General features: G+C 28.7%; 15 protein-coding genes and 1 pseudogene. 5 read left to right on the forward strand and 11 right to left on the reverse strand.

Translation table 11 applies throughout. The annotated features are described in order from the left end of the window. Positions 1–54: 54 nt before the first annotated feature. A complete protein-coding gene (locus ACQPVP_RS07560; RefSeq protein ID WP_430848692.1) occupies positions 55–207 on the reverse strand; it encodes a hypothetical protein in 153 nt (50 codons plus the stop codon). Positions 208–358: 151 nt separating this feature from the next. Here ACQPVP_RS07560 and ACQPVP_RS07565 point away from each other — a divergent pair, with 151 nt between their 5' ends. Further along, the gene (locus ACQPVP_RS07565; protein WP_430848694.1) at positions 359–571 is read left to right on the forward strand and encodes a DUF362 domain-containing protein; all 213 of its coding nucleotides are present in this window, start codon (positions 359–361) and stop codon (positions 569–571) included. Positions 572–1,011: 440 nt separating this feature from the next. Here ACQPVP_RS07565 and ACQPVP_RS07570 read toward each other — a convergent pair whose 3' ends face one another. Then, entirely contained in the window at positions 1,012–1,176 is a 165-nt protein-coding gene (locus ACQPVP_RS07570; RefSeq protein WP_430840954.1) for a hypothetical protein, read from the reverse strand. A gap of 523 nt (positions 1,177–1,699) precedes the next feature. Here ACQPVP_RS07570 and ACQPVP_RS07575 point away from each other — a divergent pair. Then, a pseudogene (locus ACQPVP_RS07575) lies at positions 1,700–2,755 on the forward strand (NAD(P)-dependent alcohol dehydrogenase). 82 nt (positions 2,756–2,837) lie between these two features. On the opposite strand, the gene ACQPVP_RS07580 reads toward ACQPVP_RS07575, so the two are convergent. From ACQPVP_RS07580 to ACQPVP_RS07615, 8 genes are all read right to left on the reverse strand, one after another. Then, on the reverse strand, positions 2,838–3,473 hold the full coding sequence (locus ACQPVP_RS07580; protein ID WP_430848696.1) for a group II intron maturase-specific domain-containing protein: 636 nt from the start codon (positions 3,471–3,473) through the stop codon (positions 2,838–2,840). A 461-nt stretch (positions 3,474–3,934) separates the two neighbouring features. Beyond that, positions 3,935–4,375, reverse strand: coding sequence for a PTS sugar transporter subunit IIA (locus ACQPVP_RS07585; protein WP_430848698.1), 441 nt, complete (start codon positions 4,373–4,375; stop codon positions 3,935–3,937). 27 nt (positions 4,376–4,402) lie between these two features. Then, complete coding sequence (locus tag ACQPVP_RS07590) at positions 4,403–5,812, reverse strand: PTS fructose transporter subunit IIC (protein ID WP_430848700.1); 1,410 nt, start codon at positions 5,810–5,812, stop codon at positions 4,403–4,405. Then, entirely contained in the window at positions 5,813–6,733 is a 921-nt protein-coding gene (pfkB, locus tag ACQPVP_RS07595; RefSeq protein WP_430848702.1) for a 1-phosphofructokinase, read from the reverse strand. Positions 6,734–6,752: 19 nt separating this feature from the next. Next, complete coding sequence (locus ACQPVP_RS07600; RefSeq protein ID WP_430848790.1) at positions 6,753–7,610, reverse strand: tagatose bisphosphate family class II aldolase; 858 nt, start codon at positions 7,608–7,610, stop codon at positions 6,753–6,755. A gap of 170 nt (positions 7,611–7,780) precedes the next feature. Further along, positions 7,781–8,518, reverse strand: coding sequence for a MurR/RpiR family transcriptional regulator (locus ACQPVP_RS07605; protein WP_430848704.1), 738 nt, complete (start codon positions 8,516–8,518; stop codon positions 7,781–7,783). Between the two features lie 237 nt (positions 8,519–8,755). Then, positions 8,756–12,808, reverse strand: a complete 4,053-nt coding sequence (locus tag ACQPVP_RS07610; protein ID WP_430848706.1) for a beta-L-arabinofuranosidase domain-containing protein — start codon at positions 12,806–12,808, stop codon at positions 8,756–8,758. 631 nt (positions 12,809–13,439) lie between these two features. Beyond that, on the reverse strand, positions 13,440–14,567 hold the full coding sequence (locus tag ACQPVP_RS07615) for a DEAD/DEAH box helicase (protein WP_430848708.1): 1,128 nt from the start codon (positions 14,565–14,567) through the stop codon (positions 13,440–13,442). 260 nt (positions 14,568–14,827) lie between these two features. Between ACQPVP_RS07615 and asrA the strand changes: the two genes are divergently transcribed. From asrA to asrC, 3 genes are read left to right on the forward strand one after another with little or no spacing between them, the layout of a single operon-like run. After that, positions 14,828–15,859: an anaerobic sulfite reductase subunit AsrA gene (gene asrA, locus ACQPVP_RS07620; protein WP_430848710.1), complete on the forward strand. Its 1,032-nt coding sequence runs from the start codon at positions 14,828–14,830 to the stop codon at positions 15,857–15,859. A 1-nt stretch (position 15,860) separates the two neighbouring features. After that, positions 15,861–16,655 carry an anaerobic sulfite reductase subunit AsrB gene (asrB, locus tag ACQPVP_RS07625; protein WP_430848712.1) on the forward strand — a complete coding sequence of 265 codons (795 nt, stop codon included), beginning with the start codon at positions 15,861–15,863 and terminating at the stop codon, positions 16,653–16,655. A gap of 12 nt (positions 16,656–16,667) precedes the next feature. Continuing rightward, positions 16,668–17,717, forward strand: coding sequence for a sulfite reductase subunit C (asrC, locus tag ACQPVP_RS07630; RefSeq protein WP_430848714.1), 1,050 nt, complete (start codon positions 16,668–16,670; stop codon positions 17,715–17,717). 227 nt (positions 17,718–17,944) lie between these two features. On the opposite strand, the gene ACQPVP_RS07635 is transcribed toward asrC, so the two are convergent. Next, on the reverse strand, positions 17,945–18,439 hold the full coding sequence (locus tag ACQPVP_RS07635; RefSeq protein WP_430848716.1) for a CarD family transcriptional regulator: 495 nt from the start codon (positions 18,437–18,439) through the stop codon (positions 17,945–17,947). Positions 18,440–18,739 lie beyond the last annotated feature (300 nt).

Genomic DNA, 18,739 nt, shown 5'->3' on the forward strand with positions numbered 1-18,739 from the left:
ACTATTTAATATAATAATAAATCTCTACCTATATTATTCCAAGTAATAAAAGACCTAATGTTGCTCCAAACAATAAAACTTTAAATGAACTTTTTTGTCATTAATAATTCTTTTTGGTTTATATCTTTTTTCATCAAAGGTATGTTTATTCCTTCCACTAATTACCTTTCTTTCAACATAACTATAAATATAATCATTTTTAGACATATTACTCCCCCTAACATAAATCTATTAATATTATATATTATACCAAATTTTACAATATTCTATATATGGTGTGTGATTTTGTTACAGTATAATTTGTAAAATCATCATAAAATGGGCAATGTGACAAAATCTATATTATAGGAGGATTATAATGACAAAACAAACAATTAGAATGAAGGCTTATGTTGATACAAAATATTGTGTTGCTTGTGGAGTCTTTCAAAAAACTTGCCCCTTTGGAGCTATTGCTGTGTATAAGGGGATTTATGCAGAGGTTACCTTAGATAAGTGTGTAGGTTGCTCTAAATGTGCTAAGGCATGCCCTGCATCTGTAATCGAAATTAAAGAGGGGGTAGTTCAATAATTAATAAAAATAAGAAGAAAAAGAACTGGTATGATTATCTTTGGGTTGGAACTATACTTTATTTCACGTTAGGATTATTTAATATTTTATTTGCTTGGCATTTTAATGATTTAACTAATGTTAGCCCTTGGATTGCTCAATTTGCCTTTGTTTTTTACAGTATGATGTTAACATCTACTCTACTAGGTTTTATTACTATGTTCTTCTATAAACCTAAATCTTGGTGCGTATATTGCCCTATGGGAACTATGACTCAAGGGATATGTGTTATAAAAAATAAGATTAAATAGAAAAGGCCAAGATATACACTTGACCTAAAATTATTGTATATTTATTTTAAATTGTGTTATAATATTAGTAAGGAAAAGGTCAAGTGTTACATTTGACCTATGGCTTATGATATGTTTAAAGAAAAAGTAGCTTTACTTTGCGAGTGTGGGCTACTTTTTTCTTTTTGTATCTTTATCTTCAGTTACAGTTAATTCAGCTGTAACACCATCTATACTCTTATCAACTTTCGTTGAGAATTTCTTTCCAAATACAATCGAAACTATAGCAACTATAGTTACACTGATTATAAGCAAAGCCTGTATAAACTCTGACATAGATATCACCTTCTTCCTGTCTATAAATTGCCATAAGCAATCAGTAACACTCGACCTAAGAAAGAAGGATAACTTACCATAAGTTTCCTTACTTTACTATTATACCATATTATTATTCTATATTTCCTTTATAAAGATATTTTTCTGTAATATTAATTTTAAAGTTCTTTTCATGCATCTTTATTATTTTTTCTTCTGCCTTTAATAATACGTTTAACTAAAAAAGATAAGTCCTAATTTTTATAATGTTTATATCATCTTTTCTTATAAAAAAACACTTTGTTCTAATTTTTTAATCTTTTTTATTTGTTAATTAATAATTAATATGATATATAAGCTAAACCCTATATTATTTAACTTAGCAAACAGAAGAATATTTTCATAAATTTTAGTTTTTTAATAATCAATCAATACATTTTATGGAAATTTATTCGTTTTCATATTGATTATAAAAACATTATATGCTATTATAATATTGTGATAATTATTTAACAAAGTTACTTATATAGGGGAGGGTTTATTTATGAAAGGTTTTGCAATGTTGGAAATTGGTAAAGTTGGTTGGATTGAAAAAGAGGCACCTAAATGTGGCCCATTAGATGCTATATGTAAACCATTAGCTATTTCTCCATGTACTTCTGATGTACATACTGTTTGGGCTGGTGCTATAGGTGATAGACATAATATGATCTTAGGACAATGAAGCTGTAGCCGAAGTTGTTGAAGTTGGTTCTTTAGTTAAAGATTTTAAGGTCGGCGATAGAGTTATCGTTCCTGCTATCACTCCTGATTGGGGATCTCTTGAAGCGCAAGGTGGCTATTCTATGCATTCTGGCGGTATGTTAGCTGGTTGGAAGTTCTCTAATTTTAAAGATGGTGTTTTCGGTGAATTTTTTCATGTTAATGAAGCAGATGCTAATCTTGCTCTTCTTCCAGATGGCGTTGATTTAGCTTCAGCAACAATGCTTTGCGATATGATTCCTACAGGATTCCATGTAGTAGAATTGGCAGATGTACAATTTGGTGATACTGTTGCTGTTATCGGTATAGGACCAGTCGGCCTTATGTCTGTGGCTGGATCTGCTTTACGTGGAGCTTCACATATATATGCTGTTGGTTCAAGACCAAATTGTATTCAAATAGCAAAAGAATACGGAGCTACTGATATTATCAATTATCGTGAAGGTGATATTGTTGAACAAATCATGGAAAAACAAATGGTAAAGGTCTTGATAGAATTATAATTGCTGGTGGTGATGTTCATACTATAAATCAAGCAATTCATATGTTAAAACCAGGTGGTAGAATTGGTAATGTTAATTACTTAGGCGAAGGAGATTATGTTGATATTCCAAGAGTTGAATGGGGATGTGGAATGTCTCACAAAACAATTGCAGGAGGATTAATGCCAGGTGGCAGACTTAGAATGGAAAAACTAGCTTCCCTTCTTGAAACTAAGAAACTTGATACAAGTAAATTAATTACACATACATTTAACAGTTTCGATAAAGTTGAAGAAGCACTATTTTTAATGAAGGATAAACCCAAAGATTTAATTAAACCTGTAGTAATTCTTTAATTTAAAATCCTTTATATATAAAGTGCGCATACAAAACTCTCTTTATTATCGAGTAGGAGGAAAATAATTGTTTTATTTTCCGTCATCTCACACCACCGTACATACCGGTCTGGTACACGGCATGAATTTTCATATATTGATACGTTAGGCTTTTCAAGCCTAAGTCGTTAAAGAATTGATTTGTAAGTGTAGTGTTTAATATAGGACTATTAGCAGTTCGCCAGTATCCTTTACGGGTATTGGCGAATTTTATTGCTTTATAATGATTTAATCCTAGTTTCTTAAGATTTCTATATCTTGTTTTGACACTCTTCCATTGTTTCCATATACACATTCTTAACCTATGTTTTATCCATTTGTCTAATTGTATAGTTATTCTTTTGCACTTTGCTATTCCATAATAATTAATCCATCCTATATTTGCTTGGTTAAGTTTAATTATTCTTTGTTCCAAAGTCATCGGTTTAGACCTGGATAATATATCTCTTAATTTATCTTTGTGTTTCTTTAATGATTGTTTTGATATGCCTGAGTATGCTTTCCCAAACATAAGGCCTAATGTAAAACCTAGGAATTTTCTTTTCCAAGGCCTTTCTACTGCACTTTTGCTAATATTTACTTTAAGATTTAATTTATCTTCAAGTTCCACTCTATTTTTAGCACTAGAGCCTAAATATTTACTTTTCTGCAATCTTTGATTATTCTGCGAAACTTTCAAATTTCAAAACCTCCTTAAAGTTCAGTCCTTCATCCGCTATCGCGATTAGCGGAGTTAATATGACATCTGCTGACTTCTGATAGTTCAGCTATATATCACTATATAGGTTATTGCTTTAGAAATTCATCTTTTATTAGCAATAGGTAAGAGCAACAACCTTCATCTCATATATCTGCTACATATACGCCTAAGGTTTCAGGTAGTGTTGGACTTTGTTTTGTTATGCAAACTCGTCCGACCTTAGTAAGCCTTTTATGTAGTTCGTGTTCCTCAGACCGAGACTTTGCCTTCGACTTCCTTCAGATTCCACCTCACGATGTACACCCTTGTCATTGACTAGTGGTTCCCACTGCCAAGCCCACAACGGACTTTCACCGTCAAGTTGTTGCCCATGCTGGGCACACATAAATAAGGTGACTCCTATGAATATAGGAATCACCTTTTAAATTAGTTTGCTTTTTTTATAGAATCTCCATTATTTCAGCCTTTGATTTAGCATTTAATATTTTTTCTCTAAACTCTTCGTGCATTAATTTTCTTGATAAGTTAGCTAATGCTCTTAAGTGTAAATCATTTTGCTCATCATTAACAGCAATCATAAATATCATTTTTATAGCTTGTCCATCTATTGATCCATAATCTATTCCTTTTCTAGCTATACCAATAGCTATCCTTGGTTCTTTCACAGCCTTTGATTTTGCATGAGGTATTGCTATTTCAAACCCAATTCCTGTATTACTTAATTCTTCTCTTTTTAAAATATCTTTTTTAAACTTATTTTTATTAGTAACTACTTTATCATCAACTAATAAGTTAATCATTTCATCTAAAACTGAGTTTTTATCTATAGCATCAAGTTCTAATTTTATTGTACTTTCTTTAATTAAATCTTTTAATTCCATGGTTATCTCCTTTTAACTTATATTTTATTAAGCTGCTTTTTTATTTGAATTTGTTTTATATAATCCATATAAAATAGCTCCAACTAATGATCCAACTAATATACATCCTACCCAAACAAATGGTTTTTCAACAATTGGAAGTATTAAGAATCCTCCATGAGGAGCTGGTACTTGAACTTTCATTAAATAAGTCAATACAGCTGATATAGATGATCCAATCATTAGTATAGGGATTACTCTTAGTGGATCTTTTGCAGCAAAAGGGATTGCTCCTTCTGTTATATGTGTACATCCTAATATATAATTAACTAATCCTGCTGCTCTATCTTCTTCATTAAATTCTTTTCTAAATATAGTAGTTGCTAAAGCAATTGCTAAAGGAGGTGTTATACATGCTGCAGAAACTCCAGCCATAAAATAGTAATTTCCTTGTGATAAAAGCATTGTTCCTGTAACATATGCTGCTTTATTAACTGGGCCTCCAAAATCAAATGCTGACATACATCCTATTACTATTCCTAAAAGTATTGGATTTGCTGATTCTAATGATTCAAGCCAACTCATTATAGAACTATTTATATATGCTACTGGATCTCCAAGTAATGTCATTAAAATACCTGTTGCAAGTATACCAAGTATCGGTAATAAAAATATCGATTTCAATCCTTCAAATTGTTTTGGAAGCCCTGATAACAACTTAATTAATCCTAACATTAAATATCCTGCAAAGAAACCTGCTATTATTCCACCTATAAACCCGGCTCCTGTTGCATCAGCTATTAATCCACCAACAAAACCAGCAACCATTCCTGATCTACCTGAAATTGATGAAGCAATATACGCAGTAAAAACTGGCACTATCATTGAAAATGATTTTGACCCTATTCCATTAAGCATAGCTGCAATTTTGTTATATTGATCTGATGTAGGATCTGCAGAATATATTCCCCATAAAAATGATACTGCTATTAATACACCACCTGCAACTACAAACGGTAACATATGAGAAACACCATTCATTAAATGTTTATATATACTTCTTCCAAAGGATTCTTTTCCTACAACTTCATTTTTTATATTCATTCTTTCATTAGTATTTTCTTTTTTACTAATTATCGATTTTTTTATTGGTGCTTTTCCATCTAATATTGCTTGAATGAGCTCCTTTGGTTTACGTATACCATCTTGTACAGAAGTTTCTATAATTGCCTTTCCTATAAACCTTTCAGCCCTAGCATCTTTATCTGACGCTATTATAACTCCATCCGCTTCTTTTATATCATCTTCTGTTAATTCATTTTCTACCCCAATAGCACCATTAGTTTCAACTTTAATTTCTACTCCCATTTCATTAGCTGCTTTTTTTAATGCTTCCTCTGCCATAAATGTATGAGCAATACCTGTTGGACAACCTGTAACAGCGATAATCTTTTTCATTTAAATTACCTCCCTAACTTCTAATTTTTTCATATAATCATTAACTTCACTTAAAGTTCCAATTCCTCTTGATTCAGCTACATTTCCACCTGTTGCTGATGATTTTTTCATAGCATAACTAATATCATTTCCTTTTAACCATTCACTTAAAAATGCTGATAAAGCAGAATCTCCTGCACAAGCAGAACTTACAAGACTAATATCAGGAGCATTGCAATAATATATTTTATCTCCATTATAAAAATACATTCCTTTTTCACCTAAAGTTAAAAGAATATTTTGTGCTCCTTCTTCTTTTAAGTATTTTAATATATATACAACATCTTTTTCATTATTTATACTTAATCCAAAAATTTCTTTAACTTCTTCATCATTTGGTTTAATTAACAAAGGTTTATATTTTAATAAATCTTTTAATTTTCTAGAACTTATATCTAAAATTATATTTATATTTCTTTTATTGCATATTTCTAATATTTCATCATAATAATGTTCATCTATACTTTTAGGCAAACTTCCACTTATAATTAAATAGCTACAATCCTCAGATTTTTCAATATAATCCAATAAATTTTCTTGTGTTTCCCGTGGAACAAAAGGCCCTTTATTAACATATTTAAATTCTTTTTTGTCTTCGGTATCTATAAAAACATTTATTCTAGTCGCTTCATCAATCTCAAAAGACTTAACCTCTATATCTTTTTTTTGAAGTTCATCTACAATATATTTACCAGTAAATCCTCCAAAAAAACCTAGAACCTTACTTTCAATTCCATAATGATTTAGTACAATAGATACATTTACTCCTTTTCCATTAGGAGAGTATTCTATATTAGTAGTTCTATTTACTTTAAATGGTTCATAACTTTCTGCTGTATAATTCATATCAATTGCTGGATTTGTTGTTAATGTATATATCATTTATCTCTCCCCCTTTTTATTAAGCTCTATTATTACTTCCACAAACCATTATTTTGTGTGCAACTACTTTCTTCATGGCTTCTTTTCCTGGTGTCATATATTTTCTTGGATCATTAGCGTTAGGATTTTCTATAAAGTATTTCTTTACTGCATCTGAAAATGGTATCTTTAAATCAGTTGCCACATTTACTTTACATATTCCAAGAGATATTGCTTTTTTAACTAATTCATCTGGTACATCTGATGCTCCATGTAATACTAATGGTACATCTACTACATCTCTTATTTCCTTTAATCTATCTAAATCTAATTTTGCTTCTCCATGATATAATCCATGTGCTGTTCCAATTGCTACTGCTAATGAATCTATTCCTGTTCTTTCTACATATTCCTTTGCTTGCTTTGGATTAGTGTACTTACTATCTTTTTCATCTACTACTAAGTCATCTTCTTGTCCACCTAATCTACCAAGTTCAGCTTCTACTGTTGCATCATATTTATGTGCATATTCAACTACCTTTTTAACTGTTTCTATATTTTCTTCAAAAGGTGCATGAGATGCATCTATCATTGTTGATTTAAATCCTAAATCAACGAAGTGTTTTATTTCATCTATTACCTCAAAATGATCTAAGTGTATTGCAATTGGAATATTATATTTTTCAGCTGCTGCTTCTGCCATTGCTACTATAAATTCTCCTCCTGCATATTCAATAGTTGATGGAGTTCCTGCAAGTATTACTGGTGATTTTAGTTCTGCTGCTGTTTCTACAACTACCTCTAATGTTTCTAAGTTATGAATATTAAAGGCTGGTACTGCATATCCCTCTCTTTGAGCTTTTTTTAGCATTTCTCTTGTTGATAATATTTTCATAATATCCCTCCCAATCTCTTAATATAATTAAATTTTATCATCATTCAAAAGAAAATGTTTTCAGATATATTTATATCTTTTCTAATATTTATATTACATTTTAGCTATTTTACTTACTTTCAAATAAAAATATATTCTGAAAATCAAATTTAATCAATTTTCAGAATATATTTTCATATTATTAAATAATCTATTATTGCTCTCGATATAATATATAATGGTAATCTTGATGTTACTTCAAACTCTTTAATGGCTGTCCTAGACTGCTTGTATCCAACAATAATCACATCTGAGTATTCTTCTAAAATACTTTTTCTTACACAACAACATGTAACTACCTTTGCCCCAGAATTTTTAGCACTTTTAACAGATTCTAATATTTCTTTTGTTTCAGCTCGTAAAGAAAAAGCAATAACTAAATCTTCTTTTTCTATAGTTTTACATATTTTCATCATTATATTAGGATCTACAATTAAAAATGTATTGTATCCTAAAAGCTGGAGTTTCAAATTAAACTCTTCTGCTACTAATTCTGTAAGCCCTCTAGCTAATATATAAATACGCTTAGATTTTTTAATAATTTTAACTATATTTAAAACATTTTCTATGGATATATTTTCAATAGTTTTTGTTACTTCTATTAAAGATTTTCCCAATATTTCATTAACCTTTTTTGAATCATAATTATGTTCTTCTTTAGACGAAACTTTGTACCTTAACTCTGAAAAACCATCAAGTCCACATTTTTTTATTGTTCTCGATACAGTCGCAGGAGAGGTAAATGATTCTTCTGCTACATCTACTATAGACATTCTGGATAATTTATATTCATTATTATTAATATAATTCACTACAGATTTTTCTGTAGGTGTCAACTTTTCAATAATACTATTATTAACTTCTATTATCATTTTATCACCTTCATTATAAATATAATTATAATTAGCCTCATTACTATATCCAAAACATTCTTCATATTTTTCCGCTATAGGTTTCTCGAATTTTTATTATAAATCTTGTAATTATTATATCATATTTCCAAATATACCACTTAAAAACACACAAAAAAGATGTAGTCTATTTGTTTTACACAAATTTTCCTACATCTTTGTTCAATTTGTTATTGTAATTTGTTAATAAATATAATTTTATTTATTTTTATCAACTAACTTTTGTATTCTCCCTGTTTTCATTAAGAATATACCTAATCCTACTATTACTATTGATCCTAATAATAGTAATAAAGAATTTCTTCCACCAGTATTAGGTAAAAAATTATTATCTGTAGTACTGGAATTATCATTATTAGTACTTGAATTATTATCATTAATTGCAGACTTTTTAACTAACTTATCTATCTTTTCTATAAGATCTTCTAAAGCATTATCTACCTCAGATTGAGTTGCATATTGATTATATAATATGACTTTTGTATTATCTAATGATTTTTTAAATTCTTTAAAACTTTCCTCTGTATAATCTTTTTCAGCATAGTCTTTTACCTCATCATATTTAGATTGTAATAAGGATTTATCAACTCCTTCTTTTATTGGTTTCTTAACTAACTTATCTACCTTTTCTATAAGGTATTCTAAAGCATTATCTACTTCAGATTGAGTTGCATATTGGTTATCTAATATGACTTTTGTATTATTTAATGCTTCTTTAAATTCTTTAAAACTTTCCTCTGTATAATCTTTTTCAGCATAGTCTTTTACCTCATCATATTTAGATTGTAATAAATCCTTATTTACTTTTGGTAAATCACTTGTTCCTAACATATTTATTTTAAAATAAGTATGATATTCAAAATTATAAGCACTATACATTGGTACAAAATTCAAATTGTTAGATTCAATTGAAACTATATTATTTTCATCAATATTTGTTACCTTAATTAAAGATTCTAAATTTGGATCTAATGTCAATTCTAAAAAGTTTTTATCTGAGCTTTTAGCTACCATCACTAATGGACCATACATAACAGATGCAACTGTTTTACCATCTAACTTATCATGTGTTTTATCTAAATGAATTGAATATGGCATATTAACTTCAACTGTATCTCCATCTTTCCAAGTTCTATCTATAGAAACATAAGAACTAGCCTCAGCACCATTGATTACTTCTTCTCCATTTACTTTTACAGTAAATCCATTGGTAGCCCAATATGGTACACGTAATTTCAAATCAAATTCTCCATTTCCATTAATAGTCATTTTAGAAGTATCTGATGGGAATTCATTCTCTTGTTTAATAGAAATTCCTTTTTCTTCCCAATCTAAAGTGGTTGGCATATATAAGTTTACATACAATGTACTATTATCTTCTGATGTATAATATGAGGCTTCTTGATACTTAACATGGTTTTCCATTCCTGTACCATGACAACATGTAAAGCTATCATAATCACCACCATAGCTCTTTTTAGCACCAGGTCCTATTGGTAACATATAAGTAGTTCCATTATGCATATATTCATAGGTTTCTTGATTTTGAGATGCTATTATTTGATTTATTAATGTTCTTTCATAGTAATCCATATACTTAGCGTCGTCAGGATTATATACATATAAATCCTTTGTTAGTTTTAACATGTTATAAGCAGCACAAGTTTCACAATTTTTATCGCTATCGATATTATTTGCTAACATATATGGCTCCTTGAACATCTCACCTCTACCAACTCCCCCAATAGAGTATGCATATCTATCTATAACCATATTCCAAAAATTCTCTGCTACATTATAGTAATATATATCACCAGTTACTTCATACTCTTTGATAGCTCCAACAATTTGAGGAATATGTTGGTTAGCATGACGTCCACTTATATCATCAACATTAGCACTTAAATTATCAAAAAACTTCTTATTATCAAACATTTTTGCAGCTTCTAAATATTTATCATCATCTGTTATTTTATATAATGTTGATAATGATTCATTCATTCCGCCATATTCACCAGCAATGTACATACTCCACATTTTTTCACGCTGCTCTTGTGTACATGCACTTAACCTATCATATATCCAACTACCTAAATCTTTTGCAGTTTCTAAGGCTTCTTCATTTCCACCATAAGTATAACAATCTAAATATCCAGCCATCAATTTATGCAAAGTATAGTATGGTGCCCAAATTGTAGCATATGGTGTATATTCCTCTAACAATGCAAATTGATCTGGCGAATATGCACTTATGAATCCATATCCCCATTCATTTGGATCAGTGCTCCAACTACTTTGTGCTGTACCTTTAGTTTGAAAATCTGCTGCATTTCCTTCAGATAAAATTTGAAGCTTCCTCATTTCAGATATCATATAATCCATTTTATCTTTTAACTCTTCATCACCAGTAGATGCATATGCAAGTGCTAATGCTGACATATAATGCCCAGTTGAATGTCCTCTTAACAGTCCTGTTGGCTCATCCCATCCACTAAGCGGCTTTGCTTCCTTAGTATCTTGACCAAATGTTTTTCTAAAATTATATAACATTCTATCTGAATCTAATAATTTTAAATATTCTATTGTCCTTTCTGTATTCTGAGTTAATATATTATCACCATCTAAGGAAATATTACTTAAATCAAAATTTGAAGAAACTTTATTTGGAGCATTCTTAGAGTCCTCAACAACTGTGATTATAGCTTTAGAAATAACATCACTATCTATTACAGTTCCTTCTATCTCAAAAGTTCCAATGGTATTATACAACTCTTTTTCAATATAACTTGGCCATCTTACTCCCAAACTATCTATTTCTCCATTATTATAAGTCACATTCACTTTTGAAGGTAATGTTGGGGATTGTCCCTTTGTCGTAGTTACTTCAATTATATCTACATCTACTATTTCTGGTAAGTAATATTGTGGTAAAATTGTAATCTTAAAGTCTCTACTAGAAGTAATTTCGCCAACTGTTGCAGTAGCGGTTAATGTAACTTCTACTTCTTCATTCCCTATCTCAGGTCTGTTGATAGTCCCATCATTTTTTAAATATTTTTCATCTGAAGATATCCAACTAATTTGTGAACCCCATTCACCATTTATAGGAAGATTAAGATTTTCTGTAATTGAATCAACCTTACCTAAGTTTATTTTATCTAAGTCATGTTTAACAATTTCCTCATTACTTGGAAGTGCTATTACTGTTAAATAAAAATCCTTTGATTTAACGACATCATTATATGCTGCTATTGCTGTTAGCTTAACAACTACATCACCAATTTCTGAACTCGGACGTTTTACCTCTCCATTAGAGCTTATAATATCCTCATTATCAGAATTCCATGTGAAAGTAGCTCCTGATGTGCCTTTAGTTGGCAATGAAATATTTTCTTTAACAGCAGAAACATCACCTAAATCAATTGAATTTAAATCACCAATTACCCGTTCTTCATCACTAACATTAAATAATGATGCTACCTCTTCACTGCTCATTGAATAATTATATATACGGAAATCTGCTATCTTCATCTTTGTTGGAGAATCAGCAAATTGTCCTTTACCGATATAATTTTGAGTAGTGTTTCCTAAATCTGATAAACTTGTACTTGAATTTTCTCTTCTTCCAATTAACTTACCATCCTCATATAAAGATAATTCACCTGATTTTTCATCAAATGTTACTGTTGTTAGTATCCATTTATTTAATTCTAGAGGTACTCCTTTTTCTACAGTTTGTTCTTTGCTCCATCCTTCCTTTGTTATAGCTGTTGCATAACCAGTAGCTCCTTCATTATATCCATCTGTCAATAAATACATATATGATGATGTATCATTTCCCAAATCCCATATTCGTTGGTATCCAGAATTAGTCTCCATATTAACCCAACAACTAATTGTAACACTATTAATAACCTCATTATTTTCTACCAAAGTATTTCCTGATGGTAACTCTAAATATCCTCCATCTGCCCCTCCTGGTAAAGATAATGCTTTCTTTTTTTCACCATAAATTTCTACATCTACAATTTCACTTCCACCATTCTGATAGTTTCTTATTACTCCAGCCTTACCATTTCCAGTCTTATCCGGAATAATTGTACTACTCACATCTTTAAAATCATAGTGAATTATCATTTTATCATCTGTATTTTCCTTAGTTTTAGCTATAGTTGATATAGTTGGAAATATCATTGAAGTTGCCATTGTTAATGCTAAGCAAATTGAGAAAAATCTTTTTTGATTTCTCATTATTAAGTCTCCCCTTTCTTAATTAGCTTATATATTTTTATTAATTTGTGAGTAAAATTTCTTACAATATTAAATTTAAATTTCATCTAACTTTTCTAAAATTACTATTATAAAGTAAGATATAAATCTTTAATTCTCCCCCCTATTTTTAAATCTAACTCTTACTTTTAATAAAAAAATACATTTAATACTAATTAATTACAAAATTTTAACTCTACTTCTCTAAAAATTTCCCCACATTTAAAATATATCTATTATAAAAGAGTATTTATGATATTTTTAAATATCTTATAGCTTTAAAATATCAATAGTACCAATTTTAAATTAATACCTATTTCACAGCTTATTAAATCGTTTACTTTTAATTAAATATTAATAGTCATTAATATTTATAAATTATCTTTACTCCTATGAAATCATTATTAAAATTCAATTTCATATTAACACTTTTAAATTTTATTGTATTTATAATAAAAGAAACTATGTTTTAATTTTCTGTACAATAAAAATATCTATGAGCTCCTAACCTGTAATAATAATTTTTTTATTTTATCATAAAAAACCAGCATTTAAATTGCTGGTTTTACTTTTTAAGTATAAACGTTAAATTATACTAACTTTCTTTTTCATTTTATCCTTCTACGTTTCCTTTATAAAGATGTTTTTCTTTAATATTGATTTTAAAGTTCTTTTCATGACTCTTTATTATTTTTTCTTCTTTTTCATCAACTAAGGAAAATACATCACCAGTTTTGCCTGCTCTTCCAACTCTTCCTGCTCTATGTAGGTAATCATTAGGATCTTCAGGTATATCTAGGTTAATAACATGAGTTACTCCTTTTATATCTAAGCCTCTAGCTGCTACATCAGACGCAATTAATATTTGAATATTACCTTTTCTAAAGTCTTCTAAAGCTTTTTTTCTATCTTCCATTTTGTTATTGCCACCAATAGCAGCTACCTTTATCTTACTAGCTGTCAGATTTTCAATTGCTGTATTTGTAGTATAAACATCATTATTAAATACTAAAATTCTTTCTGCCTTTGCTGCATTTATAAGCTTTCTTAAAGTTTCAATTTTCTTTCTACTATCAGTTTTTATATAATTATGATTTATATTTTCATTAACCTTATTATTTTTAACTGATATAATATTTACATTTTCAGTTAAGCTCTTAGCAATATCTAAAGTTTTATTATTTAAAGTAGCAGAAAACATCATAACTTGAGTTTGTTTTTGAGTAGCTTTTATTATGTCCTTTACAACTGGAAGATTATTTTTATCTAATAGCTTATCTACTTCATCAATTATAATAGTTTTTATAGTATGGGCTGATACTTTCTTTTTACGTATTAATTCTAATATCCTCCCAGCAGAACCAACTATAATATGAGGTTTTGATTTTAAGCTATCTATTTGTCTTTTAATATTTGCACTACCTATTAAAGATGTAGAAGTAATATCTAAAGATGATACTTTTTTTAATTCATTAATTGTATTATTTATTTGTATAGCTAACTCATGAGTTGGAGCTAATATTATGCATTGCATTTCTCTTTTACTTATATCAATTTTTTCTATTGTTGGTAAAAGGTAAGCTAAGGTTTTTCCAGTACCTGTTTCAGATTGTCCAATTAAATTTTCTCCATTAAGAGCTAGAGGAATAATTTCTTTCTGTATTTCAGTAGGCTCTGTTATTCCAATAGTGTTCAATCCACTAATAATTTTTTCATTTATTTTAAGATCTTCAAATTTCATTTGTATATCTACCTCTTTCATTTAACTAGTGATTATTAAACTTTAACAGTTGTATTAAAATTTGTCAAAATATATTGTAATGAATATATAAATAATCATTAGAACTACATAATATACAGATGCTAACTAATTCATTTATTTTATTAATAGGTTTTCACTTATCATTTCTATAATTTTTTAATATTTTTCTTATTATTTTTTTAAGATTATAATAAAAGCATAGAGATTGTTAAAAATTTAATAATTTTGGAGGTATTACTATGGGATATAATCTTTCGTTAAAAGAAGTGAATACTTTATTTAATGAATTAAAAAAAGAATTTACAATCTATGCACCAAAGAGGTTTGAAAAGCAAGGTAGATACTCAGATACTGATATAATAAAGTACGCTGAAATTTCTACTGTTGAAGAAATTGAATTTAAGGAAAAATCTGATTATCCAGTAAAGGAAGTTATAACCCCTATTTCTCAAACCCTTTATTATTTTACTGAAGATGAATTTAGAGAAAGTTCTGTAGGTCATAATAAAAAGATTTTAATTTTTGCAAGACCTTGTGATATAAATGCTCAAAGAAGGCAAGATACAATTTATCTTCATAATGGTAACTTTGAAGATAGCTTTTATAAAAGAATAAGAGAAAGAGTTAAATTTGTTTGTATTGAATGTTTTGAAGGATTTGATACTTGCTTCTGCGTATCAATGAAAAGTAATAAAACTGATGACTTTTCATTAGCAGTAAGGTTTAATGAATCTTCTTTACTTTTTAATGTTAAAGATGATGAGTTTAATAAATACTTTAATAATAAAACTAAAGAAGAATTTGAACTAAAATTCATAGAAGAAAATGTTACAAAAGTAACAATTCCAGAAATTAATAATAAGGAAACATTGATAAAACTTAAAAATCATCCAATGTGGGAAGAATATAATAAAAGATGTATTGGCTGTGGAAGCTGTACACTAGCTTGTAGTACATGCTGTTGTTACACTACTCGTGATATTGTATATGATTCAGCTGGAAAAATTGGTGAAAGAAAAAGAATTCAAGCTTCTTGTCATGTAGATGGTTTTGATGAAATGGCTGGTGGACATAAGTTTAGAACTACTAAGGCTGACAAGATGAGATATAAAGTTCTTCATAAAATACATGATTATAAGGCACAATTCGGAGTTGAGCATATGTGTGTTGGATGTGGTAGATGTACTGATAGATGTCCAGAACATATTTCAATTATAGCTACTATAAATAAAGTAAATAATGCGGTAAATGAAATTATGGAGGGAAAATAGTATGGGAAAAAATATATTGACACCTAAAGCATATGAAATAATTAGTATTACTCACGAAACTAATTTAGAATACACTTTTAGAGTTTCAACAGATATAGTTCCAGAACACGGACAATTCTTGCAGCTATCACTTCCTAAGGTTGGTGAAGCTCCAATCTCTGTTAGTGGATTTGGCTTAGGTTATATGGACTTTACTATAAGAGCTGTTGGAAAAGTAACAGATGAAATTTTCAAACTTAAACCTGGAGATAATATCTTTTTAAGAGGAGCTTATGGTAAAGGATGGCCTATAGACAAATTTAAAAATAAGAATTTAATTATAATAGCTGGTGGTACTGGAGTTGCTCCAGTAAGAAGTATGATTAATAGCTGCTACTATGATGAAGACTTTGTAAAGTCATTGAACTTAATCTTTGGGTTCAAAAATCAAGATGGAATATTATTCAAAAATGAATTAGAAAAATGGAAAGATAAGTTTAATACTATATATACATTGGATAATGGAGAAAAAATTGGTTGGGAGCAAGGTCTTGTAACTAAACATTTATCAAAATTACCTTTAAAATCTTTTGGAGATAACTATGAAGTTGTTATAGTAGGACCTCCTATAATGATGCACTTTACAGCGCTTGAAATGCTAAAACTAGGTGTACCTGAAGATAAAATTTGGGTATCCTTTGAAAGAAAAATGTCCTGTTCAGTTGGTAAATGTGGACACTGTAGAATAGATGAAACATATGTATGCTTAGAAGGTCCAGTATTTAACTATACTAAGGCTAAATCATTATTAGATTAGGAGGATTTGTTTATGAATCATGATATAGATATTAAAAAGGTTAGATTAAACTGTTTCCGTCAATCAAAAATTCCTGGAGAATTTATGCTTCAAATGCGTGTTCCAGGTGGTACTGTTAATGCTAAATATCTAAGTAATATTCAATATATTGCTGAAACATATGGTAATGGCACTTTCCATATGGGGATGAGACAAACTTTTAATATACCTGGAATTAAATATGAAAATATTTCTTCTGTTAATAAATATATAACTAATTATATAAAAGAAGTTGAACTTGATGAATGTAATTGTGATATGACGATTGATACAAATGGTTATCCTACAATAGGTTCTAGAAATGTTATGGCTTGCATAGGTAATACTCATTGTATAAAGGCAAATGCCAACACTAAAGAACTAGCCAATAAAATTGAAAAGTTAATTTTCCCGTCTCACTATCATATAAAGGTATCAGTAGCTGGATGTCCTAATGATTGTGCTAAAGCTCATTTCCAGGACTTTGGTGTTATTAGCCAAGCTAGAATGGAATATCATCCAGAAAGATGTATTGGATGTGGAGCTTGTGTTAAAGCATGTGAACATCATGCAACTAGAGTTTTAAGTCTAAATAAAAATGGACTTGTTGACAAAGATCCTTGCTGTTGTGTTGGATGTGGTGAATGTGTATTAGCTTGTCCTGCAAGTGCGTGGACAAGGAATCCTAAGAAATTCTATAGAGTTATTATAGGTGGAAGGACAGGAAAACAAAATCCTAGAATGGGTAAGACATTCTTAAACTTTGTTACTGAAGATGTAGTGTTAGGCATGTTTGCAAATTGGCAAAAATTCTCTGCTTGGGCTTTAAATTATAAACCTGAATACTTACATGGAGGCCATTTAATTGATAGAGCTGGCTACCATAAATTTAAAGAAATAATTTTAGAGGGTGTAGAGTTAAATCCTGAAGCATTAGTTGCTGAAAATATATTCTGGGCTGAAACAGAATATAGATCAAATATTAATGTTAAACCAATTGATCAACATAAATCAATAGAATCAAATAGAGAAATTAGAAATTAATGCTTATAATATAATTCTAATACAGGCTGTTTATTTACTAAGAAACTCTATGTTAAAAGAGTCTTACATCATAAATCTAATAATATTATAACTCCTTCTCTAAACTTAAGGTTAACTGTTACTTTTAACTCATTATTCTTTTGTAAGCAAATAAGAAAATCTTCTTAGATCTAAGGAAGATTTTCTTATTTACATCACTATCTCTCTTAAGGTAGATTATATTATTTTTAAATGTTTATATAACCACTTACCTTCTTTTCTATTTCTTGTGAAGTAGTATTTAATAAAAATGCTAATTCAGAAAAAAGTATGTTTTGGATTCCTGATAACATTTTTTTATCTTTTTCATGAAACTTTTTTCCGTTACTTTCTAAATTTATTTTTTCTTTCATTAAGGTATTTACTATTTTCGCAATTTCTGTACGGTTTCCCTTTTTTATAATTTCACTATACTTTTCAGACCTATCCTTATCTATATTTATCCACTCTACTCCTTCATCTTTAAATGATTCTAATATTGTTCCAGCTTCTTCTTTAGTTAAAAGTTCCAAAATAGATACCTTATCATTATCTACTGGAATACTTATACTTAATTTATTATCCTCCATTGGATGCAATGTATAATAACTTTTTGTAACATAAGAAATTGTTTTTTCACATACATCATCAATTTTGCAAACTCCATGGGAAGAATAAATAACTAAATCACCTTTCTTAAACATTTTATTTACCTCCTTAATTTTACAGTTAAATAATCTATAAATATTCTATATGATTATATACATTTTAAATAAACATAAATAATTATACATTGAATTTTAAAACGTTTTCTAATATGTTTTTAAAATTCATTTTTTTTAATATAATATTTTTATTTCTATATGTTATTACAACATAAAAAAAATTAAGGGATTTAAGCAAGCTCTTAATTTAAATATTGCTTATCCCTTACCTTAACATTTCTATCTAATATAATTATATATAAAGTTTCTTCTTATATTATAGCATATCCAATTTAAAGA

The organism is Clostridium nigeriense, assembly GCF_050585265.1.
Taxonomy (GTDB): Bacteria; Bacillota; Clostridia; order Clostridiales; family Clostridiaceae; genus Clostridium; species Clostridium nigeriense_B.